Raw genomic sequence first — 21,761 nt, forward strand, 5'->3', positions numbered from 1 at the left:
CTATACCCCAATAGCAATCTGGTATAGGATGACCCGTTTTGTTTGCATGTCCTCGCCTATCAGACGACCTTCAAGCGGCCATTTCCAGAGTCCGCGAAGGTCATGAGCGGGCGTAGCGGCAACGCCCGCTTTGATGTATCGCCGTCCAGAAGCAGATTATCTACATTCCAACCACCCCGGACATTCAACGAACCTACCTATGGGACTGGATCTGGCCGAAAGCGGAACGACCGCTCTCAAATCGAGGAGTCGTCGAAGGAGACGTCGACATCATCGTTTGCTGAGACGAGTTAGATCGCATCGGCCAGTCGGATCTCCAGATATCTTTCCCGCAGCTGCCTAGAGATCGGTCCGGCTCGGCCGTCGCCCACCGGCGTGTCGTCGATCCGCGTGACCGGCAGAACGAAGTTCGTGGCCGAACTGATGAAGGCCTCCGCGGCGGCTTTCGCCTCATCGGGGGTGAAGGCCCTTTCCTCCACGGGGATGCCTTCGGAGTGGGCGATGTCGAGGAGGCTAGCGCGGGTGATGCCGTGGAGCAAAGCGCTCGAGAGGCCCCGGGTCACCAAGGTCCCGTCCCGGGTCACAATATGCGCTGTGGCCTCACTCCCCTCGGTGATAAAGCCGTTCTCGACGAGCCATGCGTCGTCGGCGCCCCGCCGAACCGCTTCTATCTTGGCCATAGAGGCTGGCAGGAGCTGTACCGTCTTGATGTCGCGCCGGGCCCAGCGTTGGTCCGGCAGGAGGGCGATCGTAATTCCTGTGGCCACGCGGGGGTTCTCCAAGACTGGCTTGGACTGCGTGAACAGGACCAAGGTAGGATCGACTCCGGTCGGATAGGCGAAATCACGGTCGGCCACTCCGCGGGAGATTTGGAGGTAGATGAGACCTTCGCGAAGGTCGTTGCGGCGCACAATCTCCTGATGAATGACCAGTAGCGCCTCGGGTTCGAGGGGACAGGAAATACCGAGCTCGGCCATGGAGCGCTGCAGTCGTGCGGCGTGGCCGTAATAGTCGATCAGACGGCCACCGATCACCGCCGTCACCTCGTAGATCGCGTCGGCGAACAGGAAACCGCGGTCGAAGATCGAGACCTTCGCCTCGGTCTCCGGTAGCCAGTCGCCGTTGAGGTAGACGGTCCGGGGCATCGCGCGATCCTTGTTGTCGGAATGAGTCTCGCCTCACCGCAGCGTCAGGGCGCGGGGCAGATCGGAAAGGGGTTCGGCGCCGTGCGGCGTCACGATCACGGTCTCGGAAGCGCCGACCGTCCAGAACCCGTAGCAGCGCAGGGTCGCGGGCAGGTGGAACACCATGCCTGGCTCAATCGGCCGGTCGATCTCGGTGAACAGGCTCAGCAGGCTGCCCTCTCCTCAATCCGGAGCGAAGGCGATCCCCATCGAGTAGCCGATGCGCTTGCGGAAGGCCGGGCCATAGCCCGCCGCGTCGATGACGGCCTGGGCCGCCTCGTGCGGCGCGGAGCAGGGTCGGCCGGGCCGGATCGCGCTGATAGCCGCGTCCAGCGCGCGCAGGGCGCAGTCCATCATTCGCTGCGCCTCGACCGGCGGCGCGCCGATCCAGACACTGCGCATCAGCGCCGCGTGGTAGCGCGCATGGCTGCCCGCGAGTTCGAGGAACACGGCATCCCCCAATTCCAGGCGGCGCCGACGCCACGTCATGTGCGGCAGCCCGCTACGGGGCCCTGACGAGACCAAGGGCTCCATTGCCATTGCCTCGGAGCCGGCCGTCGTCGCGGCGGCGAGCATGGCCGCGGCGACGGCGTTCTCATCGGCACCTGCGCCGCAGGCGGCGACGCCGGCGGCGAGCCCGGCCTGGGCGTAACGGGCGGCCTCCCGGATTGCCTGAAGTTCGGCCGCCGACTTCACGATGCGCAGGGGCCCAAGGAGCCCCGATCCATCGGGCAACGGGTCGGTGCCGAGCGCCGTGCCGATCCGCGCAGCGAGGGCGGCCGAGACGAACCAGCCGTCCCGCTCCATCGCCGGGCGGACGAAGCCGCGCCGCCGCACCAGAACCGCCAGGGCGTCGGCCGGGTCGGTCCCGTCCGGGTAAGCCTGGATGTCGTCGAGCCAGGTATTGGCCGTCGCTCCAGGCAGTTCGAGTTGGCGCACCAGCAGGGAGAGCTCGCCCTCGGCAGGAACGAGGAGGGCCTGGAAGGCGAAGTAGCCAGCAGTCTGGCGGCCGGTCAGCCAGTAGATCGTCTCTGGGCCGGTCACCACCAGTGCCTCGTGGCCGGCGGCGGCGATCGCGGCCCGGGCCGCCGCCTGCCGGACGGCGAATTCTTCCAGCGGGAAGGCAGCCTCGCAGCCACGCAGGTGGGCAAACTCGTGCATGGCTTGGGCCCCCGCCTCAGAACTCGCTCAGGCGGCGGATGATGCCCTGCTTGAAGTTCTCGAGGTGGGCCGCGATGGCATCCGCCGCCGCCGCCCCGTCCCCGGCTCGCAGGGCTGCAACGACCGCGAGGTGCTCGCGATGCACCGCCTCGAACCGCTCTGGCATCCGGCTCAGGTTGAACATCTGCGTCTTGAGCCGCAGGTCCTTAATCGTCTTGGCGAGGATCGCGTTGCGGCTGCTGTCGGCGATCAATTCGTGGAAACGGCGGTCGACCTCCCAGTTGCCCGGCGCATCGGGATCGCCCGCCGCTAGCAACGCCTCGCTGAGCTGCTCCAAATCCGCCAACGCGGCATCGGGAATCCGGCCGGTGGCGAGCATCACGCTCTCCCGCTCCAGCAGGCGGCGGACATGCAGGATCTCGATCAGTTCGCGGAGGGAGAACTCCTTCACGACGAGCATCCCGCCGGGCTGTCGCTCGACCAGCCCCTCGGTCTCCAGGCGTGACATCGCCTCACGGGTCGGCGTGCGCGAGATGTCGAGGAGTTCCGCGAGGCGGCGCTCGTGCAGCACGGTCCCGGCGGGAAGATCACGCCGCACGAGCATGTCGAGCAGCCTGTCATAGGCCATCTGGCCGAGGCTCTGCTCCCGACGGGCGCCGAGCGCGGTCGTGTAGGACGAGGCGTCGAGGGTTTTCATTGGCTTCCTCCCGGGACGGCCCACCGGGCCGCCCCCGCTCATTTCTTGTTGCGCCTTCCCCTATCCGCTCACATCGCGGGCGTCTTGATCGGCTCCTTCGGCGCCGGGTCGTAGCCGATCAGGGGGGTGAGCAGTTTGGCGTAGGTCCCGTCGGAGACCATCTCGGCCAGCGCCTTGTTGACGGCAGCGTGCAGATTCGGCTTGCCCTTCTTGATCGCGAAACCCTTCTGGATGGTGCTGAGCGGGGTCTCGATCATCACCAGCGGCAGCTTGCGCGCCTTAATCGCGTAGTTGCCGGCTACCGCGTCGTTGATCACCGCATCGATGTTGCCGCCGACGAGGTCCTGCATGGCGTCCGCGGCGGTCTTGTAGCTCTTGAGGTTGGCGCCGTGCTCTTCGGCGAGCTTGCCGAAGGTCGAGGCCGAGAGGGCGCCGACATTGCGGCCCTTGAGGTCCTCCGGTCCCTTGATCCCGGTATCCTTGCGGGTGACGATCCGCGCACCGGACTCGAGCCACCCGTCCGCGAAGGCGACCTGCTTCTGCCGGGTGGGGGTGATGTCCATCGACTCGCTGGTGATGTCGTATTGGTCGGCCATCAGGCCCACGAGCAAGGCGTCGAACTTGATGTTGACGGGGTTGTATTCGAGCCCGATCCGTCGGCAGATCTCGCGCATCACCCGGACTTCCAGCCCGTCGAGTTCGCCGCTCGGCGTGCGCATGCTGAAGGGCGCGAAGGTGCTGTCAGTGGCCACGATCAGCTTGCCGGGCTCGATCAACTCCAGCTTGCCGTCGGCCGCCCGGACTGACGGGGCGGCGAGAAGGCCGGTGCAGAGGGCGGCGAGGGCGAGGAGGTGGCGGCGGTTCATGGCGATCTCCGGTACGGGCGAGGGGGCAGAAGGTGTCGGCCGCGGCCCGTACCGCGGCGGGGGGAAGGTCACGACAGGCGGGCGTAGCGCCGCTCGAAATAGGCAGAGAGTTGTGACAGGATCGACGTCAGGCCAAGGTAGATCAGCGCCGCCGCGATGTAGAAATCGAACGGGCGGAACGTCGTGGCGATCATCAGCTGCGCGTAGAGCGTCAACTCGACCACCGTGATCGTCGACAGGAGCGAGGTGTTCTTGACCGCCGAGATCGCTTCGTTGGTCAGCGAGGGCAGGATCATGCGGAAGACCTGCGGCAGGACGATCCGGACCATCATGATCCGCGGGTTCATGCCGAGCGCGAGCGCCGACTCGATCTGACCCCGGGGGATCGCCGCAAGGCCGGCGCGGATGGTCTCGGCCACGTAGGCACCGCTGCTGACGCCGAGCGCGATGATGCCGGCGGTGACCGGGGATAGCTTCACGCCGATCTGCGGCATGCCGAAATAGACGATGAAGACTTGGATCAGGGTCGGCGTGCCGCGGATGAACCAGACGTAGAAGCTCGCAAGCGCCCGGAAGGCCGCGAAGGTGGAGCGCTTGCCCAGCGCCCCAAGCAGGCCGCAGACCCAGCTGACCAGGATGCTTGCCACCGTCACGCCGAGCACGACCAGCGTCGCCGAAATGAAACCGGGGCCGTAGGTGAAGAACTCCTCCGCGACGGTCTGCCACCAGTCCTGCCATGCCGTGCCGCTCATCGCCGTCCGAACTCCATGATGGCTCCAAGGCGACTCATGCCGGTTGCCCGAGCCCGGCCGGCTCGTGCAGCACGCGGCGGAGGAACTGGCGCAGCCGCTCGCTCCGGGGCGCGCCGATGATCTCCGCGGGCGGGCCGTCCTCGGCGATCACCCCGCCGTCGAAGAACAGGGTGCGGGTGCCGACGTCCCGGGCGAAGGCCATCTCGTGGGTGACGACCAGCATCGTCATCCCGTCCGCCGCGAGGGAGCCCATCAGCGCCAGCACCTCGCCGACCAGTTCGGGATCGAGGGCCGAGGTGACCTCGTCGAACAGCATCACCTTGGGCGCCATGGCCAGGGCGCGCACGATCGCCACGCGCTGCTGCTGCCCGCCCGAGAGCTTCGACGGGTAGGCGTGCCGCTTCTCGTAGAGGCCGATGCGCTCGAGGAGCGCCTCGGCCTCCGCCACCGCCTGCCTGCGCGGCATCCGCCGCACCCGGATCGGCGCCTCGATGACGTTCTCCAGCACCGTCATGTGCGGCCAGAGATGGTAGCTCTGAAACACCATGCCGATCCGCGACCGCAATTCGCAGAGCTGCTGCGGAGTCGGCTGACGGCGGGCGCCCTCCTCGTAGTCGAAGGCGAACCGCTCGAAATCCATGAAGCCGGAGGTAGGCGTCTCCATGAGGTTGAGGCAGCGCAGGAACGTGCTCTTGCCCGAACCGCTCGCGCCGATGATCGACACGACCTCGCCCTCGTGGATGTCGAGGGAGATGCCCTTCAGCACCTCGTTGGCGCCATAGCTCTTGTGCAGCTTCCTGATCTTCAGGAGCGGCGATAGAACAGTCTCGACCTGAGTCATCGTTCGACCTGACTGATCTCAATTCTAATCCGAGATAATAGCCGCATTTATGCCATCTATACGACGCGATACATCGAAAAACAGGAATGTATCCCGTTGTTTTGCTTGACTATCGGATCGATAATTGTCTTTTGATGTTGCCAGCACTGCGGCATTGAGCTAGCTTCTGCGGTATACCACCGGCATTCAAGCGGTATTTTTTAGCAGGGTTGCCTCGAACGTGTTCACCGAGCCTTCCGATCCGGTCCGCCCCTTCGCAGGAGCGCCGGGCATCTGCCTCATTGTTCAGCCGATCCATGCGGCCGGGCTCGCGCAGCTTCGGATGGCGGGGCTCGAGATCCGGGCCGCCACCGGCCTCGCCTCGGCGATTCTTGCCCGCGAGGCGGCCGATTGCGTCGCGGTCGTCACCCGCAACGGCGGCTTTCCCGCCGAAGCGGTGCTGGCCGCGCCCCGGCTGAGGGTGATCGGGGTCCACGGCACCGGAACCGACCCGGTGGCCGTGCCGGAGGCGACCCGGGCGGGGATCGCGGTCGTCAACACGCCGGGCGCCAACGCCCTCTCCGTCGCCGAGCATGCGATCGGCCTGATCTTCGCCCTCGCCAAGGCGATCCCGCAGGCCGACCAGGCCATGCGGGAGGGCGACCACGATTTCCGCTATGGCGCGCGCCTCGTCGAACTCGCCGGCCTGACGCTGGGTGTCGTGGGGTTCGGGGCCATCGGGCAGGCGACCGGCCGGCTCGCGGCGGCGCTGGGCATGAGGGTGCTCACCTACGGCCCGACGCGGCCGGCTTCCGACTTCGCGGCCCTGAACGCCGAACGCGCCGCCACCTTGCCGGACCTCCTCGCCCGGGCCGACGTCGTCTCCCTGCACCTGCCTCTCACGGCGCAGACCCGCGGCCTGATCGGTCGGGATGAACTGAGCCGGATGAAGCGCGGCGCCTTCCTGATCAACACCGCCCGGGGCGCCCTGGTGGACGAGGACGCCCTGGCCGAGGCGCTGGCCGCGGGCACCATCGCCGGCGCGGGGCTCGACGTGGTGTCGGGGGATGCGCTCGCGCACGACCATCCCCTGCACCGGGAGCGGCGGGTGATCCTCACCCCCCACGTCGCCGCCTCGACCGAGGCCGCCCTGATCCGCGCCGCCGAGCGGGTCGCGGGGCAGGTGATCGACGTTCTCGCCGGGCATCGTCCGCCGAACCTCGTCAATCCGGAGGTCTGGGATCGCCGGCGGCAGGGTGCGCATAAGGCGGAGTTCCCGGCATGAGCGGGGTCGGCGCGGCCACCATTGCGGACTCAATCGCCATCGATCCGGATTTCTGCGCCGGCCTGTTCGCGCAACTCCTTTCCTTCAGCCGCGACGAGCCCGGAGTCACCCGGGCCGCCTACGGCGAGGGGGAGGAGCGGGCCCACGCCCTGATGCGCGAGACCGGGCTTTCGCTGGGCCTCACCCCCGAGACCGATGCCGCCGGCAACCTCTTCCTGACCCTCCCAGGGCGCGACCCGGCGCTGCCGGCCTGGATGGTCGGCTCCCACGTCGACACCGTGCCGCATGGTGGCAACTTCGACGGGGCGGCCGGGGTGATCGGCGGTCTAGCGGCCGTTCAAGCCCTGCGCCGGTCGGGCCTCGTGCCCGCACGCCCCGTGACGGTGGGCGTGTTCCGGGCCGAGGAAAGCGTGTGGTTCCCCGCCTCCTATGTCGGGAGCCGGGCCGCCTTCGGCCTGCTGCCGCTCGAGGCCCTCGATTTGCCCCGCACCGATTCCGGACGGAGCCTGCGCGAGCACATGGCCGCGCTCGGCCTGCGGCCCGATGCGGTGGCACGAGGGGAGGCGCTGCTCGATCCGAAGCGGATCCACGGGTTCGTGGAGATGCATATCGAGCAAGGGCCGACCCTGGAGGCCGCCGAAATCCCCGTCGCCTTCGTCACGGCGATCAGCGGCAGCGTCCGTTACCGGAAGGCCGCCTGCTTCGGGCGCTACGGCCATTCCGGCGCCGTCGCGCGATCCGAGCGCAGCGACGCCGTCTTCGCCCTCGCCGACCTGATCGCCGGCCTCGACGGCCTGTGGGGCAGGCTGGAACAGGAGGGGCTTCCCGCCACACTCACCCTGGGCGAGGTCGCCACCGACCCGGCCCAGCACGCCTTCGCCAAGATCCCGGGGGAGGTCCGCTTCTGTCTCGACGTGCGCAGCACCGAGCCGGCGGTGATCGCGCGCATCGAGGCGGCCCTGGCCAACCTCGTCGCCGGCATTGAGGTCGCCCGCGGTGTGCGCTTCGCCCTCGGCGAACGGACGGGCAGCACCCCGGCCCAGATGAGCCCCACACTGATCGAGGCCCTGTCCGGCCATGCCCGTCGGCTCGGGATGCCGTTCCGGACCATGCCGAGTGGAGCGGGACACGACACCGCGACCCTCGCCGGGCAGGGCGTGCCGAGCACGATGATCTTCGTCCGCAACCAGAATGGCAGCCACAACCCGCACGAGGCGATGCGGATCGAGGATCTCTGCGCCGCCGCGACCCTGGTCGCCCACCTCGTCGCCTCCGAGTGAACCCACGCGAAAGGATGCACCGATGATCGTCGATCTGAACTGCGACATGGGCGAGGGCTTCGGCGTCTACCGCCTCGGCGACGACGCGGAGATGCTGGCCCTGGCCACCTCGGCCAACATCGCCTGCGGCTTCCACGCCGGCGATCCGCTGGTGATGCACGAGACGCTGCGCCTCGCCGCCGCGAACGGCGTGCAGGCGGGCGCCCATCCGAGCTTCCTCGATTTGTGGGGGTTCGGCCGGCGGCCGATCCACGGCGAGCGCCCGGCCGACATCGAGAAGGCGGTGCTCTATCAGGTCGGCGCCCTCCTGGCCCTGGCCCAGGATGCCGGCTGCCCCGTGCGCCACGTGAAGACCCACGGGGCGATGGGCAACATGGCCAACGAGGATGCCGACCTCGCCCTGGCCGTCGCCCGGGCGATCCGGACGCTGGACCGGAACCTGATCTTCGTCGTGATGCCCGGTCTCGAAACAGAACGCGCGGGCGAGCGGCTCGGTCTGCCCATCGCCCGCGAGGTCTACGCAGACCGGGCCTATGCGGATGATGGCACCCTCGTCTCTCGCAAGCTCCCCGGCGCTGTCCTGCACGAGCCCGAGGCCGTCGCCGAGCGCATGGCGCAGATGCTCGATGACGGGGCGATCACCTCCCTGTCCGGGCGGCGCATCCCGACGCGGATCGACACGATCTGCGTCCACGGGGACACGCCCGGCGCCGTCGCCATGGCCCGCCGCCTGCGGGACGACGTCGCCGCGAAGGGCATCGCCCTGCGCCCGATGGCGGAGGTGCTCGGTGTCTGAGCCCGGCTACCGGCTGCTCGATTGCGGCGACCGGGCGCTGACGGTGGAGCTCGGCCGCGCGGTCGATCCTGTCGTCAACGCGCAGGTGGTCGCCCTCGACGAGGCGATCCGCAGCGCCGGACGGCCCGGCCTGCTGGAGACGGTGCCGACCTATCGCTCGCTCCTCGTCCTCTACGATCCCGACCTACTGCCCCGGGCCGACCTCGCGGCGCTGATCGCCGCCCACTGGCCGCCTCCGGTCGCGGCGACCGGAGCGATCCGCCGTTGGCGGGTGCCGGTGCTCTACGGCGGCGAGCACGGCGTCGACCTCGCCGACCTCGCGGCCAAGACCAAGCTGAGCCAGGATGAAGTGATCGCCCTCCATGCGGGATGCGACTACCGCGTCCACATGATCGGCTTCGCCCCCGGTTTCGCGTATCTCGGCGGTCTCAATCCCCGCATCCACGCGAGCCGGCGCACGGATCCGCGCCCCACGATCCCGCCGGGCAGCGTATCTATCGGCGGCAACCAGACCGGCGTCTCGCCGCCCCTCGAACTGCCGAGCGGCTGGCAGCTCATCGGCCGCACGCCCGCACGCTCCTACGACCCGGCGCGGGCCGAGCCGTTCCTGTTCGCGGCCGGGGATCTGATCCGGTTCGAACCGATCGACCGTGCCGCCTTCGATGATCTCAGCGCGGCGGCTCAGGCCGGGGAACGCGTCGCGACGATGGAGCGGGTCCATGGCTGACGGCTTGCGGATCGTCGCGCCCGGCGTGGCCACCACCCTTCAGGATGCCGGGAGGCGGGGATACCTGCGCTTCGGCATTTCGGGTTCGGGGGCGATGGACCTGGATCTGCTGGCGCTCGCCAACGCCCTGGTCGGCAACCCAGCCGACGCGGCAGGCATCGAGATGGCGATGCTCGGCCCGACCCTGGTCTGCGAGGCGGAGGTGTGCCGAGTCGCCCTGGCCGGCGCGTCGTTCGCGATGGCCCTGAACGGGCGAGCGGTCGATCCCTACACCGCCTACGACCTGCGCCGCGGCGACCGGCTCAACCTCGGGGCCCCGAGCCGGGGGCTGCGCGCATGGCTCGCCGTGGCCGGGGGCTTCGCAGTGGCGCCGATGCTCGGCAGCGTCTCGACCCATACCCGCACCCGCCTCGGCGGCCTCGACGGCACTCCCCTCGCGGCAGGCGATCTGCTGCCGCTGCGAGCGCCAGAGCCCGTGGGAAGACCCCCGACCCTGCCTCATGCCCACAGGCCCCGCTTCGGCAGTTCGATCCGGGTGGTGCTTGGCCCCCAGGCCGACAGCTTCACGGAGGAGGGGCTGCGCACCTTTCTGTCCGCGCCCTACACGCTGACGGCGCGTGCCGACCGGATGGGCTGCCACCTCGACGGGCCCCCGATCGCCCATGCGGATGGCTTCAACATCGTCTCGGATGGGATCGTGAACGGCTCGATTCAGGTGCCCGGCCACGGGCGGCCCCTCATCCTGCTCGCCGATCGTCATACCACGGGCGGCTATCCGAAGATCGCGACGGTCGTCTCCGCCGATTTCGGCCGCCTCGCGCAGGTGCGGCCGGGGGAGACGATCCGGTTCGAGTCCGTCACCGTCGACGAGGCGCAGTCCCTCGCCCGGGACGCGAAATCTGCACTCACGGCGAGGCTCGCCGCCCTCGTGCCGGCCGGCGGCGGTGATCTCGACAGCGGATTCCTGCTGTCCTGCAACCTCATCGGCGGCGTCGTCTCGGCGAACCACATTGGATCGGTGGCCTGAGGCAGGCCGCGCCCATCACGCACAACGGAGAGACCCGACGATGCCGACCCCGTTCCACCTCGCCTACCACGTGACCGACCTCGACGCGGCGCGCCGCTTCTACGGCGGCGTCCTCGGATGCCACGAGGGGCGCAGCACAGAGACCTGGGTGGATTTCGATTTCTTCGGCCACCAGATCTCGCTGCATCTGGGTGAGCCCTTCGCGACGACCCGGACCGGAAAGGTCGGCCACCACATGGTGATGATGCCCCATCTCGGGGTGGTGCTGCCCCTCGACGCCTGGGAAGCGCTGGCCGCTCGCGTTGAGGCCGAGGGCATCGCCTTCGACATCCCGCCGGTGGTCCGCTTCCCGGGCCAGCCCGGCGAGCAGCGGACCATGTTCTTCTTCGACCCGAGCGGGAATCCCATCGAGATCAAAGGCTTCCGAGATCTAGACGGTGTCTTCGAACACTGAAAGGCTTTTGCGGTTAGGCCCGGCGCCTCAATGCCAGCCCGCTCGTCGCACGGAGTGGTTGAGTCCGTGGAACTCGAAGAGTCGAGGCGCTTCTCTGTTGAATGTCAGCTCTTAGGAGGACCAATGGAAGCACTCGCGTGACTGCAATGGGCGCAAAGCCGAATGACCGATCTTACGCCCATTGGCGATTCAACATGGCGTGGTCTGGCCAGAGCCGTCCGGCCGCTTTGTGAAATGGCAATGGCGAAAACGTACATCGACGCTTCGTCAACAGCAGCCTTTGATCTAGCGCTGGCGCTGGCGCTATGAGTGCGGAGATCAGAATGGTGTCGTTCCGGCTAGGGAGCGCCTATGAAGAACGTGGCGTAGCCGTCCGTGTGGACGCGATCGAGATGTGCGCGATAGGCAGCATAAGTCGGCGCATGCGGTGCAATGCGGCCGTAACAGAGTTCAGCCGCAGGGCGCTCCGGAACCAGGGCGAGCGGTGCCGTAGCGGGTGTGAGCTGCGTGCCTCGGCCGGCGTGCAGCGTGGTGAGAATCCCGTACATCTCGCCTCGGATATTGGGACGGCACAGCACCGCGAGTCGATGCTGCCCGTGCCAGTTGGTTACGAGATAGATCATGCCTGATTGGCTCGGGACGGCGACGCTACCGGACTGCGCAAAGGGGGCATCGACCCGCTCAGCCTCGCGGAACACCAAGCGCGCGCTGCCCGCATCCCAGGCGATCTCGGTGCGGTAGGCGAAAATCGCCCCCGCTGTCTCGAACGACGGACGCAGGGTGAGATAGCGGCCCTCCAGCCAGGACACGCCCTCCCGCGCGTAGGCCCCGAGTTCGTCAGGGGCATGACGCTGCAGTTCCGGAGCCGAGGCCTGCCCCGTCGGCTGCCGGAGGGATTGGCCCAACGCCTCCTCCAGCCGGATCGTGGTCGCCAGGGTGAAGGGCCGGCGGCCGGCGAGTGCCTTCTCCAGGGTCGAGAGGCTGATCCGGGCCTCCTCGGCCAGCGTCTGGCGGGAGATGCGCCGGCGGGCCAGCGCCTCGCGCACGATCTGGGCAATGGCGCGGCTCTGCGCCTCGGACAGTTCGATCTCGCTCACAGGCACGGCTCGCACGGGCTTGACCCGCACAGATCCGCACGGAACCGCACATTTGCGCAAGCGCGGCCCAGCTGGCCATCCGCACCGACCCGTCAGGAGCGCCACGCCTCCGAGGCCAGCTCGGTCTCGACGATCAGGCGCAGCGGGCCGGCCTGCAGCGCCTCCAGAGGCCAGCAGGTGACGAGGTCGAGGTGCCGGCCGGGGGCCTGCGGGTCGATGCCCGAGGCGTCCCAACGCGCCACCCGGGTGCCGGTGACGCGGAAGCGCAGGGTCCGGCCGTCGCGTCCCGTCACGGTGACGGGATCGCCAGAGCCAAGCCGTCCCAGCACCCCGAACTGCGTGTCGCGGTGGGCAGCGATGACCGCGGTGCCGGGCGCGCCGGCCTCCGGGGTGCCATCCAAGTGGCCGGGGCCGAAGGCCAGGGGCTGGCCGCTCCCGCCCCGGAGCACCACGAAGCTGCGGCCCGCGACGGCGAGCCGGGCGACCGGCTCGGTGTCGGCCCAGGGCCAGGGCCGGGCGGGCCGACCCTCGGCCAGGGTGCGGGCGAAGGCGTGCTCCAGCAGCACCTGCGCCACGGCGGCCTTGGCGGGGATCCAGGCGGCCTGCGTCGCCAGCCCGAGACCCATTAAGGTGAGGAGGGCCGCGAGGGCCCTCCCCAGCTCGGTTCCGAGACGGCGGCTCATCGCGCGTCCCCGGTCCGCCGGTCGCCGACCGTCGGGCCGGCGCCCAGCACGAGGCCCAAGAGACCCAGCAGAGCGAGGAGCAGGCCCAGGTCGAGCTTCGCCAGGATCCCGGCCCCGGTCTGCGGCAGGTCGACGGCCGCGCCGGCGGCATTGATCGGAACGATCCGGGCCGCCTTGTCGGCTGGCGCTTCGCCGCTCCGCTCCGTGCCGAATACCTTGGCGAAGTCCCAGCCCGCCGGCAGGTTCAGCGGCAGGTCGGCAGCGACGAGGGGCGTGCGCGGCGCGCGGCGCGGGGTGGCGTCGACGGCCACGAGGCTGGTCAGCCGCGTCGTTAGGCCGTGCTCCAGGGCGAGCGCCAGGACGACGGCGTCGGCCGCGTCCGCACCGAGGCGCCCGGTGATGCGCGCCGTCTCGGTCTCGCCGATCCGGGAGCGCGCCCAGACCTTGGAGATACCGGCGCCTGCGCCGGCCTGGGCGAGGGGTAGAGTCCGCGTCCAGCTCCGGGCGCCCACCCGGCCCGAGACCGTTACGGTACCGCTCGCCGCTTCCGGCAGCCGCGCGGCGAAGACCAGCGGCTCGCCGCGGTACAGATCGGGTAGCGCGCCCGGCGTGACCGCGACGCCTGGGACCGAGAAGGTCGCGGTCAGGTCGGTGACGGCGGGGGATTCCAGCTTCTCGTAGAGCGCGCGGGTCCGCTCGCCGACCTGCGCGAGGTCGCGGATCTCCGTGAAGCTGCCGCGGCCGATCTCGGCGGCGTGGCGCATTAGGTGGCCGTTGGGCGCCGAGCCGATGCCGACCATGAACAGGCGCGTGCGCCCGAGATTGCCGTGGATCGCCGCGAAGATCCGCTCCTCGTCGCCGACGGCGCCGTCGGTGAGGAACACGACCTGGCGCACGCGCCCGTCCTCCGGGTGGGGATCGGCCAGGGCCGCCTTGAGCGGCGCCAGCATCTCGGTGCCGCCTCGGGCCTCCAGGGCGGTCACGAAAGCTTCAGCCTCCGCGAGCGCCGCCGATGTCGCCGGGACCGGCTCGGGATGCAGCGCGTCCCAGGTGTCGTCGAAGCGGATGACGTTGAAGCGGTCCTGCGCGGTCAGGCGGCCGAGCCCGGCCAGCAGCCCGGCCTTGGCCTGCCGCATCGAGGCGCCCGACATCGAGCCGGAATTGTCGATGACGAAGGTGACGTCGCGCGCCGGCCGAGCGGCCGCGACGGCCTCGATCGCCGGCGGGTTCACGGCGGCCAGCAGGTAGATCCGGCCGGCCACGGTCTCGCGGAACAGTCCGAGGCCGGGCACCCGGCTCGGGACCGGCGCCCAGGTCAGCTCGAGATCGCGGTCGGCCGGCACGACGCCGTGGGCGAGCGTGATGGTTCGCGATTCCGGGCCGGTCTCAGTCACACGGATCGCGTGGGTCGCGCTGCGGACGGCGCCGACCGCGAAGCCCGCCTGAAGCCGCACGGTGACGGCGACCGGGTTGGTCGGCGGGGACAAGGCCGGGTCGAGCACCGGCGGGCTGATCCGGGCGCGATCCGGAACTGGGTCGCGGGCTGCCTCGGCCACGCCGTCGAGGGAGACCGCGTCCAGGGAGGCCGGGGCGGGATTGTAGCGTGGTGCGACCACCAGGGGCAGGCGCAGCGTCCGGGTCTCGCCGGAGACGGGGATCGTCTGCTGATAGGTGATCTGGACCAGCACCGTCTCGCCGGGACCGATATTGGCGACCGCGTTGGTGAAGATGTTGGGCCGCTCCTGCGCGGTCAGGGCCGCCGACTGCCCGGCCGCCTTCGCGGCCTCGTAGGCCCGCTTGGCCGCCGCCCGCTCGCGGATCTCGGCGACGATCACGCGGGAGCCGACGACGAGCTTCATCCCGTCGACGGCCGCGTCCTCCGGCAGGGGGTACACGTAGGTGCCCTCGACCCAGTCCGCCGTGGTGTTGCGGAAGGCCTGGGTGACGGTGGCCCGGGCGGTCGGGCCGCTGACATCGACGCTGACGTCGATCGCGAGCTGGACAGCCTCGACCGGCGCGGTGCCGGCCGGCCCGCGCAGCGTGAGGCCGCCCCGCTCCGACCCCGGCGCCGCGTGGGCCGGGGTGAGCATGACGAGGAGTGCCAGCAGCGCGAGGAAGAGCGGCGACAGCGCGGCGTTGCTGGGGGGCTCGATCGCAGATCGTGGAGCGAAGAACGGCATCGGGGAAACCTCCTGCGCCGGCGGATCGGTGCCGGCTCGCCGACGAAGCTCCCGCGCCCGCCGCTGCGCCGCCACGAGAAGCTTCGCCCTTTTCCAGGCTTGGACCGCACCCGCCGGCCGCCCCGGGGCGGATCGGTACGGAGCCGGTGCGGCGCTGTGCGCCCCGCGGCGCTTCCTAACGGATCCGCCCCGCTCCTTGACCTATGCGCAATCCGCACCTTATTTATGCTCAACATGAGTATAAACTTACCGATGGCCGAATCCGAGTTCCTGGCAGGCTACGATCCTGCGGCCTACGCGCGGCCCACCCTGGCGGTGGATCTCGTCCTGCTGGGGATCCGGGCCGGACAGCTCGCCGCTCTGCTGCTGCGGCGGTGCCAGCATCCGCAGGCCGGCCTCTGGGCCCTGCCGGGCGGGTTCGTGGGCATCGCCGAGACCCTCGACGCCGCCGCGGAGCGGGTCCTGCGCGACAAGGCCGGGATCGAGCGGGCGCGGCTCGAGCAGCTCTACACGTTCGGCGCCGTGGACCGGGATCCGCGGATGCGCATCATCTCGGTCGCCTACCTGGCGCTGCTGCCGGAGGCGGCCTTCGCCGAGGCCCTGGCGGGCGGCGCTGCGCTCACGGTGACGACGCTGGCCGTGTTCCGGGCAGGCGAGGCCGGCGGCCCGGTCTCGACCGTCACTGAGGACGGCGCCCCCCTCGCCCTTGTCTTCGACCACGCCGACATCCTCGCGCTGGCCGTGAAGAGGCTGCGCGGTAAGCTCGACTACACGGATGTCGGCTTCGCGCTGCTCCCGGAGCACTTCACCCTCCGGCAGCTTCAGGACGTGCACGCGGCGATCCGCGGCGCGCCCCTGAACAAATCCGCCTTCCGCCGCCGCATGCGCGACCGGGGCTGGATCGCGCCGACCGGCGCCCGCGAGGCCGGGACGGCGTTTCGCTTCGCCGAACTCTTCCGCTTCGACAGGTCGGGTCAGTTCTGAGGAGACCATCATGGCCACTCTCCGCAACATCGGTGTGATCGCCCAGCTCCGTAGCGAGGCGAGCAGCCACATCATCCGCTTCCGTAACGGCCGGGTCCGGCAGAGCGGACGGGGGCTGGTCTTCTGGTTCCGGCCCGAGACCGCCAGCATCAGCGAGGTGCCGGTGGACGACCGCGAGATGACCCTGTTCGTCCGCGGCCGCAGCCGGGACTTCCAGACCGTCGTGGTCCAGGGGACGATCGGCTGGCACGTCGTCGATCCGGAGCTGCTGGCGAACCGGGTCGACTTCTCGATCGACCTTCGCACCGGGCGCCTGCAGGGCGAGCCGATCGAGCGGATCGAGGGCCGCCTCGGCGGCATCGCCGGCCAGGCGGTGCTACAATATCTCGGGGCGAGCCCGATCGGCGCCCTACTCGACGCGGGGCCGGAACCGCTGCGCGCCGTCCTGGAACGGGTGCTGTTCGCCGCCCCGGCGCTGGCCGAGATCGGCGTCGCGGCCGTTTCGGTGCGCCTCACCAACCTCGCGCCGACCAGCGAGCTGGAGCGCGCCCTGCAGACGCCGACCTTCGAGGCCCTGCAGCAGAAGGCCGACGAGGCGACCTTTTCCCGGCGCGCCCTCGCGGTCGAGAAGGAGCGCGCCATCGCGGAGAACGAGCTCGCGACGAAGACCGAGCTGGCCCGGCGAGAGACCGTGCTGATCACCCAGGAGGCCGAGAACGCCCGTGACCGCGCCGCCGGCGTCGCGGAGGCGCAGGGCCTGGAGGCGGCCGCGGAGGCCGAGCGGATCCGGCTCATCGAAGGGGCCCGGGCCGAGGCGGAGCAGCGCCGCGCCGCCATCTACCGAGACATGCCGCCCGCCGTCCTGCTCGGGCTGGCGGCCCGGGAGCTCGCCGGCAAGCTGGAGGCCATCGAGCACGTCAACGTCACGCCGGACCTGCTGGCGGCAATCCTCGGCGAGGTCCGGGGCGCGCTTCCCGCGCGGCTCGCGCCGCGCTGAGGAGGCTCGCCGTGCCGGCCATCACCCCCCGCGTGGTCTTCGTGATCCGCGACACGGATTACGAGTTGCTCATCGCCCGGCACGCGACCCGCGGCCAGGTCCGGTTCTTCCTGGAGACCCGGGGCCAGGCGCTCGCCGAGGTCGAGGCGCGCCACGCCCGGTTCCAGGCCGTGCTCGCCGAGGCCCGGGCCTCCGTGCCCCTGGACTGGCGGCAGGCCCTGGTGCGGCGCCCCGACCTCGACCGCTTCCTGTTCGCCCCGGAGGACGTGGTCGTGGCCGTGGGGCAGGACGGGCTCGTGGCCAACGTCGCCAAGTACCTCGACGGGCAACCGGTGGTCGGCGTCAACCCGGCGCCCGACCTCTACGACGGTGTGCTGGCTCGGGCCCGGGTGCAGGCCCTCCGCACCCTGCTGCCCGCCAGCGCGGCCGGCGCCGCGCCCCTGCAGCGGCGCACCATGGTGCAGGCGACCTTCGACGGCGGCGAGCGGCTGCTCGCCCTGAACGAGATCTTCGTCGGCCACCGCAGCCACCAATCGGCGCGCTACCTCATCGACGACGGGGCGCGGGCAGAGGACCACTCGTCTAGCGGGCTAATCGTGGCCTCGGGCACAGGCCTGACGGGCTGGGCGCGCTCGATCAGCGAGGCGACGCACCTCACCGTGGAGGTGGGCATCGAGGAGGCGGCCTTCGGCTATTGGGTGCGCGAGCCGTTCCCGAGCGTCGCCACCCGCACCGACCTGCGCGGCGGCAAGTTCGCCGGATCGCCCCTCACCGTGGTGTCGCGGATGAACGAGGGGGGCGTGGTCTTCTCCGACGGGATCGAGCAGGATTTCGTCGCTTTCGACTGGGGACGGCGCGTCGTGATCACGCCAGCATCACGGTCGCTAAATCTTGTCTTAACATAACGCAGTAGGCTTTCGCTCGGCCCGCTGCCGCAGCACACACGCCTTTGCCAGGGCTACAACACGCTCACTGGGTGCTGTGAACTTCGGGGCTTCAACATACTCTGAGCGGCTGGATCTGGCCGAAAGCAGCTGGTCCGTTTCAGCGAAGGTTGGCCGGAAAAGCGGACGATCTAGGATCGACCCAACGTCGTTGTTCCATCGATTTATCTGGCTACCAAGAAGCAATCGAGTTGGCACGTGTCGAGATCACCGAGAAACCGTCATAGCGATGTTTTTCCGCGTCCGACACAACCAGGTCACTCTTCGACCCAGCGTACGGCGTCGATCCACGCACGAAGCGCCGGTGTCGCCTGACCACTCGGATGGTAAAGGTGTTAACCAGAGAATGGCGTGCAACAGTCCGTCAGAACCTGCACGAGGTTTCCCGCTGCGATGTCGTCCACGACATCATCCTCCAGCATGTAGCCGAGCCAGGCACCGGCCCGCACAGCAGCACCCGACAGGGCCGCATCGTTGGCGATGAGTTGGCCACCAACGCGCACGCGCATGTCCTGGACGTCGCGCGAGAATTCCCAAGGCAGCAAACCACTTCCGCCGATCAACCGATAGTTGACGCAGTTGTGCGCCTCCAGATCGGCCGGCGTCTCGGGTCGTGGATGGCGCGCGAAGTAGGCGGGTGTGCCGACCACCACGGTGCGTAGGTTCCGTCCCAGCCGCACTGTCACCATGTCGCGTTCCACCGTCTCTCCGAAGCGGATGCCGGCATCGAACCGGGCGGCGACGATGTCGGTGAGGCGATCGTCGACGACGACCTCGACGGAGACGGCCGGATGTCTGCTTCATCTTCGCTCCTCAGGGGCTACGATGAACCAGCCATCCTCCGTTCGTGAAGACCCTCATTCTGTCCCACAGGTGCTGACGTCGGACAGGATCAGCCTAGTACTGGGCAATGCCCTGCCACTTGGCACCGAGACCTTCCGCATAGGCGTTGGCGTTCTGAACGATGAGCGCGCTGACCTGCTCAGGATGAGCCAGCGCCATGCGAAAACCCACGGGCCCGCCGTAATCCTGCAGAAAGAGCGTGTACCGCTCTATGCCGAGGTGGGCGACCAACCTCTCCATCTTCGTAGCAAGGTTGTCGAAGGTGTAGGTGTACTGCGCCAGCGACGGTGCATCGCTCTGGCCGAAGCCGGGGTAGTCGGGCGCAATCAGGTGATATCGGTCGGCGAGCAGCGGTAGCAGCGGCTCCCACTGCCGGGACGACGACGGATAGCCGTGCAGCAGCAGGATCGTGGGCGCATCACGCGGCCCTGCCTCGCGGTAGAAGATGCCAACACCGTCCACCTCGACCCGATGGTAAGTCGTCTTGGCCTAGGTGGAGGGAAGTGGCTGCGGCGTTCCTTGTCCAAGCGCCAGGGCCGTAGCGGTGACCGAGACTGTCTGTGTCGGCATAAATCATCTCCTCTCGGGGGAGAGATAGGACATCCTCGCCGGATAGGCGGCAACAGTCTGGTACCAGTCCAATGGTGGACCGCTGCACGCAGGGCCGTCGGATCCGTCTGCCGAACGCTTCGGTGCGTCATAGCCGACGAGCGACATCGCTGCGCCGAGAGATCAATTTTTGGATGGATAATGTCGCACCCGATGACGGCTCTAAGGACGGAGCAATTCAGTTAGCCTATCTCAATGCGCAGTTTTAAATGTCGACCTCTGAACTGTTTTCAATCTGATGCATTTACACAATCATGCTCAGGACCGATCCTTTTACCGTGCGGGAGTTGCAACCCCTGGGTGCAACCCGACAACTCGCAGTCGCTAGGTCTGCGAAGTATCCGTCGGCTTTGGCTGTGATCTCGCTGTCTTGTCTATTTACGCTTGCGCTGCTTGGTGTCGGTGCCGCTTGGCTCGGTCTACAAAATGGCTGGATTTCATCGGCAGATTTCAGCAGATCCACGCATGCTGCAGTACCGGCGGTATTTCCGACCTGGATCGAAGTCCCGCACCTAACGGAATCAACCGCTGGCAATGGAAATCCGAATGTCCTGATCTATGCAGATAGGCGTCGCTCATTCTTAAGTCATAATGCGGCAGATATCGAAGAAGGACTGGCCTTTCTGCCGCCTCGTATCAACTCGCAGCAGCCGCTCATCGATTCCACGCCACTAAATGCTGCGCGCCTTTTAGGCGACCAGTTCGTCGCCGGGGGTGGAACTACCGATCCTTCACCGCTTCAAACCGGAACACCTGCACGCTCGGCTGGAGCAGAAACCCTCTCACCAACTGAACTACTGCGGGCAGAAGGCCAAACCGAAGCTGCAAGGACGAACGCTGTCCCACTTGCTTCAGGGCCTACACCGGTTTCGGCTGAGGAGGCGGATTCATCCGAGAAGGTTGTCCAACCGACGCCTGAGACCGCCACTTTATCGTCTCCAGGTCTTGTGGCGACCATCATTCCAGACACGGTTCATCCAACTGCCGAACGAACCATACCGACGACGTTGCCGGGAGACGTCATTCCGGCAGTGCCGCCCCTGAATTCGGGGTCGACAAAGCAGGTGCGATCCGTGAGGCGCCCACAGTCAGTAGTTGTAAATTCCCCTTCGTCAGGCTCCTTTCGCGACACAGAGGAGACTGCAAGCATCGCTCGCACATCGAGGCATATCCGCACCCGGATCGACGTTGGTGGAGTTGCGCACGGCTCATTGCATCGCTCAGGTCGGGGCGATGTAACCGTCTTATCGCCGGTACCTGCGTCGTCCCCTCAATGGACGATGCCGTCGGTTCTGGCGCCAACGCAGTAACACACTGGGCCATATTACGGGTCAGGAGTTTTTGGAAAGATGAGAGCGATGTTTACACGTTCAATTTGCGCAGCCGCCATCATATCGGCTTTCGGCATACCTGCTTCGGCGCAGGAGGCGACTGCAGTTCCCGGCAATTCCCCTGCAACGTGGGAGAAGCCGTTGCCACTCTTCCCAGTCGGACCTGAAGTTGCGCCTCCTGAAGAGCAGAGCGTTTTGTCGATTGTTCCCGGAACAGGTCTTGTGAAAGGTACGACGTCCGCATTGGACACCATAGGCCAGCCTCTACCCGAAACGCCAGGACGCAATCGTACAGTTGAGACCTGTCGCAACACCATAATTGGCAAGGCTAGAAAGGACGGAATGACCGAAGTCGAAGCCGTGTCTGTCGGCGAAGATAAGACTGACAAGGATGGGGATTATTTCGCACCCGTTAGATTTCGTATCACGTATCAGAAACCTATGATGTATGAGGTACGTGAGGCTACGATGATATGCGTAGTAGATAAAGTCGGAAATATTGTCGACACTTATGTTCCTGCTATCTCCGAAAATCGTTGATGTTTGCTGCCCGTCATGCCGAAGCCCGGTCGCATCTAGCATGTCGAAGGACCGGCCAGCCATGCGTGAGGCAAACGCCAGGAAGCTCGCGTGCTCAGCGGCGTCAGACAGACAGACCCAGTACACCGGTTGACGTCGGGCCCCAGGTCGCTTCGGTCCAGAGTGCCTCTGTTTCGTACCAATCTCAGCCCGGGTCTTCGTCACTGAGGTTCGCCCTATCCCACGCCCGGCGTGCGGTTAGCTTATTCTCATGGATGGGGCCGACACTCAGGACACCTGACAGCGGAATTACCCGTACCGTTTGGCCCTACAAAAGAAGGGCAGCCGGCAAGCTCTCCAGTCAGCATGTGAATCGGCTTCGAAGGGGTCTGACTCACATTCGGTGCAGGCGGGTTGATGGATCTCGGCTTTCGTCGTCGGAGATCCTGTCATGTCTCGCAGTTTGCATGCTGGTGCCGTCATCCCGCGCGGCCTCGTCATAGATCATGTCGAGGTCGGCGCCGT

At 68.0% G+C, this 21,761-nt stretch carries 19 protein-coding genes and 2 pseudogenes; 10 read left to right on the forward strand and 11 right to left on the reverse strand.

The annotated features are described in order from the left end of the window. Positions 1–290 precede the first annotated feature (290 nt). The 6 genes and pseudogenes from MKK67_RS26070 to MKK67_RS26095 form a co-directional block, all read right to left on the reverse strand. Positions 291–1,145 (reverse strand): D-amino-acid transaminase, encoded by an 855-nt coding sequence (locus MKK67_RS26070; RefSeq protein ID WP_243970949.1) that lies wholly within the window; start codon positions 1,143–1,145, stop codon positions 291–293. A gap of 33 nt (positions 1,146–1,178) precedes the next feature. Then, a pseudogene (locus MKK67_RS26075) lies at positions 1,179–2,345 on the reverse strand (M24 family metallopeptidase). Between the two features lie 16 nt (positions 2,346–2,361). Continuing rightward, the gene (locus MKK67_RS26080) at positions 2,362–3,042 is read right to left on the reverse strand and encodes a GntR family transcriptional regulator (RefSeq protein WP_243957410.1); all 681 of its coding nucleotides are present in this window, start codon (positions 3,040–3,042) and stop codon (positions 2,362–2,364) included. A gap of 68 nt (positions 3,043–3,110) precedes the next feature. Continuing rightward, positions 3,111–3,908 carry a transporter substrate-binding domain-containing protein gene (locus MKK67_RS26085; protein ID WP_243957408.1) on the reverse strand — a complete coding sequence of 266 codons (798 nt, stop codon included), beginning with the start codon at positions 3,906–3,908 and terminating at the stop codon, positions 3,111–3,113. A 68-nt stretch (positions 3,909–3,976) separates the two neighbouring features. Continuing rightward, entirely contained in the window at positions 3,977–4,660 is a 684-nt protein-coding gene (locus MKK67_RS26090; RefSeq protein ID WP_243957406.1) for an amino acid ABC transporter permease, read from the reverse strand. Between the two features lie 34 nt (positions 4,661–4,694). Then, positions 4,695–5,501, reverse strand: coding sequence for an amino acid ABC transporter ATP-binding protein (locus MKK67_RS26095; protein WP_243957404.1), 807 nt, complete (start codon positions 5,499–5,501; stop codon positions 4,695–4,697). 220 nt (positions 5,502–5,721) lie between these two features. On the opposite strand from MKK67_RS26095, the gene MKK67_RS26100 reads away from it, so the two are divergent. From MKK67_RS26100 to MKK67_RS26125, 6 genes are read left to right on the forward strand one after another with little or no spacing between them, the layout of a single operon-like run. Then, positions 5,722–6,765, forward strand: coding sequence for a hydroxyacid dehydrogenase (locus tag MKK67_RS26100; protein ID WP_313899044.1), 1,044 nt, complete (start codon positions 5,722–5,724; stop codon positions 6,763–6,765). Continuing rightward, positions 6,762–8,045 (forward strand): Zn-dependent hydrolase, encoded by a 1,284-nt coding sequence (locus tag MKK67_RS26105; RefSeq protein ID WP_243957400.1) that lies wholly within the window; start codon positions 6,762–6,764, stop codon positions 8,043–8,045. The genes MKK67_RS26100 and MKK67_RS26105 overlap by 4 nt, the downstream gene beginning before the upstream one ends. Before the next feature lie 22 nt (positions 8,046–8,067). Beyond that, positions 8,068–8,841: a LamB/YcsF family protein gene (locus MKK67_RS26110; protein ID WP_243970953.1), complete on the forward strand. Its 774-nt coding sequence runs from the start codon at positions 8,068–8,070 to the stop codon at positions 8,839–8,841. Continuing rightward, on the forward strand, positions 8,834–9,568 hold the full coding sequence (pxpB, locus tag MKK67_RS26115; protein ID WP_243970955.1) for a 5-oxoprolinase subunit PxpB: 735 nt from the start codon (positions 8,834–8,836) through the stop codon (positions 9,566–9,568). Before MKK67_RS26110 ends, pxpB begins: the two co-directional genes overlap by 8 nt. Then, on the forward strand, positions 9,561–10,595 hold the full coding sequence (locus MKK67_RS26120; RefSeq protein ID WP_243970957.1) for a biotin-dependent carboxyltransferase family protein: 1,035 nt from the start codon (positions 9,561–9,563) through the stop codon (positions 10,593–10,595). Before pxpB ends, MKK67_RS26120 begins: the two co-directional genes overlap by 8 nt. Positions 10,596–10,635: 40 nt before the next feature. Continuing rightward, on the forward strand, positions 10,636–11,049 hold the full coding sequence (locus MKK67_RS26125; protein ID WP_243957394.1) for a VOC family protein: 414 nt from the start codon (positions 10,636–10,638) through the stop codon (positions 11,047–11,049). Positions 11,050–11,387: 338 nt separating this feature from the next. Here the strand turns inward: MKK67_RS26125 and MKK67_RS26130 are convergent, their stop codons facing one another. From MKK67_RS26130 to MKK67_RS26140, 3 genes are all read right to left on the reverse strand, one after another. After that, complete coding sequence (locus tag MKK67_RS26130) at positions 11,388–12,146, reverse strand: multiprotein-bridging factor 1 family protein (protein WP_243957392.1); 759 nt, start codon at positions 12,144–12,146, stop codon at positions 11,388–11,390. A gap of 92 nt (positions 12,147–12,238) precedes the next feature. Beyond that, positions 12,239–12,829 carry a class GN sortase gene (locus tag MKK67_RS26135; RefSeq protein WP_243970960.1) on the reverse strand — a complete coding sequence of 197 codons (591 nt, stop codon included), beginning with the start codon at positions 12,827–12,829 and terminating at the stop codon, positions 12,239–12,241. Continuing rightward, the gene (locus MKK67_RS26140; protein WP_243970962.1) at positions 12,826–15,009 is read right to left on the reverse strand and encodes a marine proteobacterial sortase target protein; all 2,184 of its coding nucleotides are present in this window, start codon (positions 15,007–15,009) and stop codon (positions 12,826–12,828) included. Before MKK67_RS26140 ends, MKK67_RS26135 begins: the two co-directional genes overlap by 4 nt. Before the next feature lie 252 nt (positions 15,010–15,261). On the opposite strand from MKK67_RS26140, the gene MKK67_RS26145 reads away from it, so the two are divergent. The 3 genes from MKK67_RS26145 to MKK67_RS26155 are packed head-to-tail and all read left to right on the forward strand — an operon-like array spanning position 15,262 to position 17,895. After that, the gene (locus MKK67_RS26145) at positions 15,262–15,993 is read left to right on the forward strand and encodes an NUDIX hydrolase (RefSeq protein WP_243957386.1); all 732 of its coding nucleotides are present in this window, start codon (positions 15,262–15,264) and stop codon (positions 15,991–15,993) included. Between the two features lie 10 nt (positions 15,994–16,003). Next, positions 16,004–16,990, forward strand: a complete 987-nt coding sequence (locus tag MKK67_RS26150; protein WP_243970964.1) for an SPFH domain-containing protein — start codon at positions 16,004–16,006, stop codon at positions 16,988–16,990. A gap of 11 nt (positions 16,991–17,001) precedes the next feature. Further along, positions 17,002–17,895, forward strand: a complete 894-nt coding sequence (locus MKK67_RS26155) for a hypothetical protein (RefSeq protein ID WP_243970967.1) — start codon at positions 17,002–17,004, stop codon at positions 17,893–17,895. Between the two features lie 374 nt (positions 17,896–18,269). Here the strand turns inward: MKK67_RS26155 and MKK67_RS26160 are convergent. Continuing rightward, positions 18,270–18,719: pseudogene (locus MKK67_RS26160) on the reverse strand (LysR substrate-binding domain-containing protein); the annotation flags it as partial. A 112-nt stretch (positions 18,720–18,831) separates the two neighbouring features. After that, on the reverse strand, positions 18,832–19,239 hold the full coding sequence (locus MKK67_RS26165) for an alpha/beta fold hydrolase (RefSeq protein ID WP_313899045.1): 408 nt from the start codon (positions 19,237–19,239) through the stop codon (positions 18,832–18,834). A gap of 1,496 nt (positions 19,240–20,735) precedes the next feature. Here MKK67_RS26165 and MKK67_RS26170 point away from each other — a divergent pair. Next, on the forward strand, positions 20,736–21,257 hold the full coding sequence (locus MKK67_RS26170) for a hypothetical protein (protein WP_243959454.1): 522 nt from the start codon (positions 20,736–20,738) through the stop codon (positions 21,255–21,257). The last annotated feature ends 504 nt before the right edge of the window (positions 21,258–21,761 follow it).

Source organism: Methylobacterium sp. J-072, assembly GCF_022829425.1.
In the GTDB taxonomy this organism is placed as follows: domain Bacteria; phylum Pseudomonadota; class Alphaproteobacteria; order Rhizobiales; family Beijerinckiaceae; genus Methylobacterium.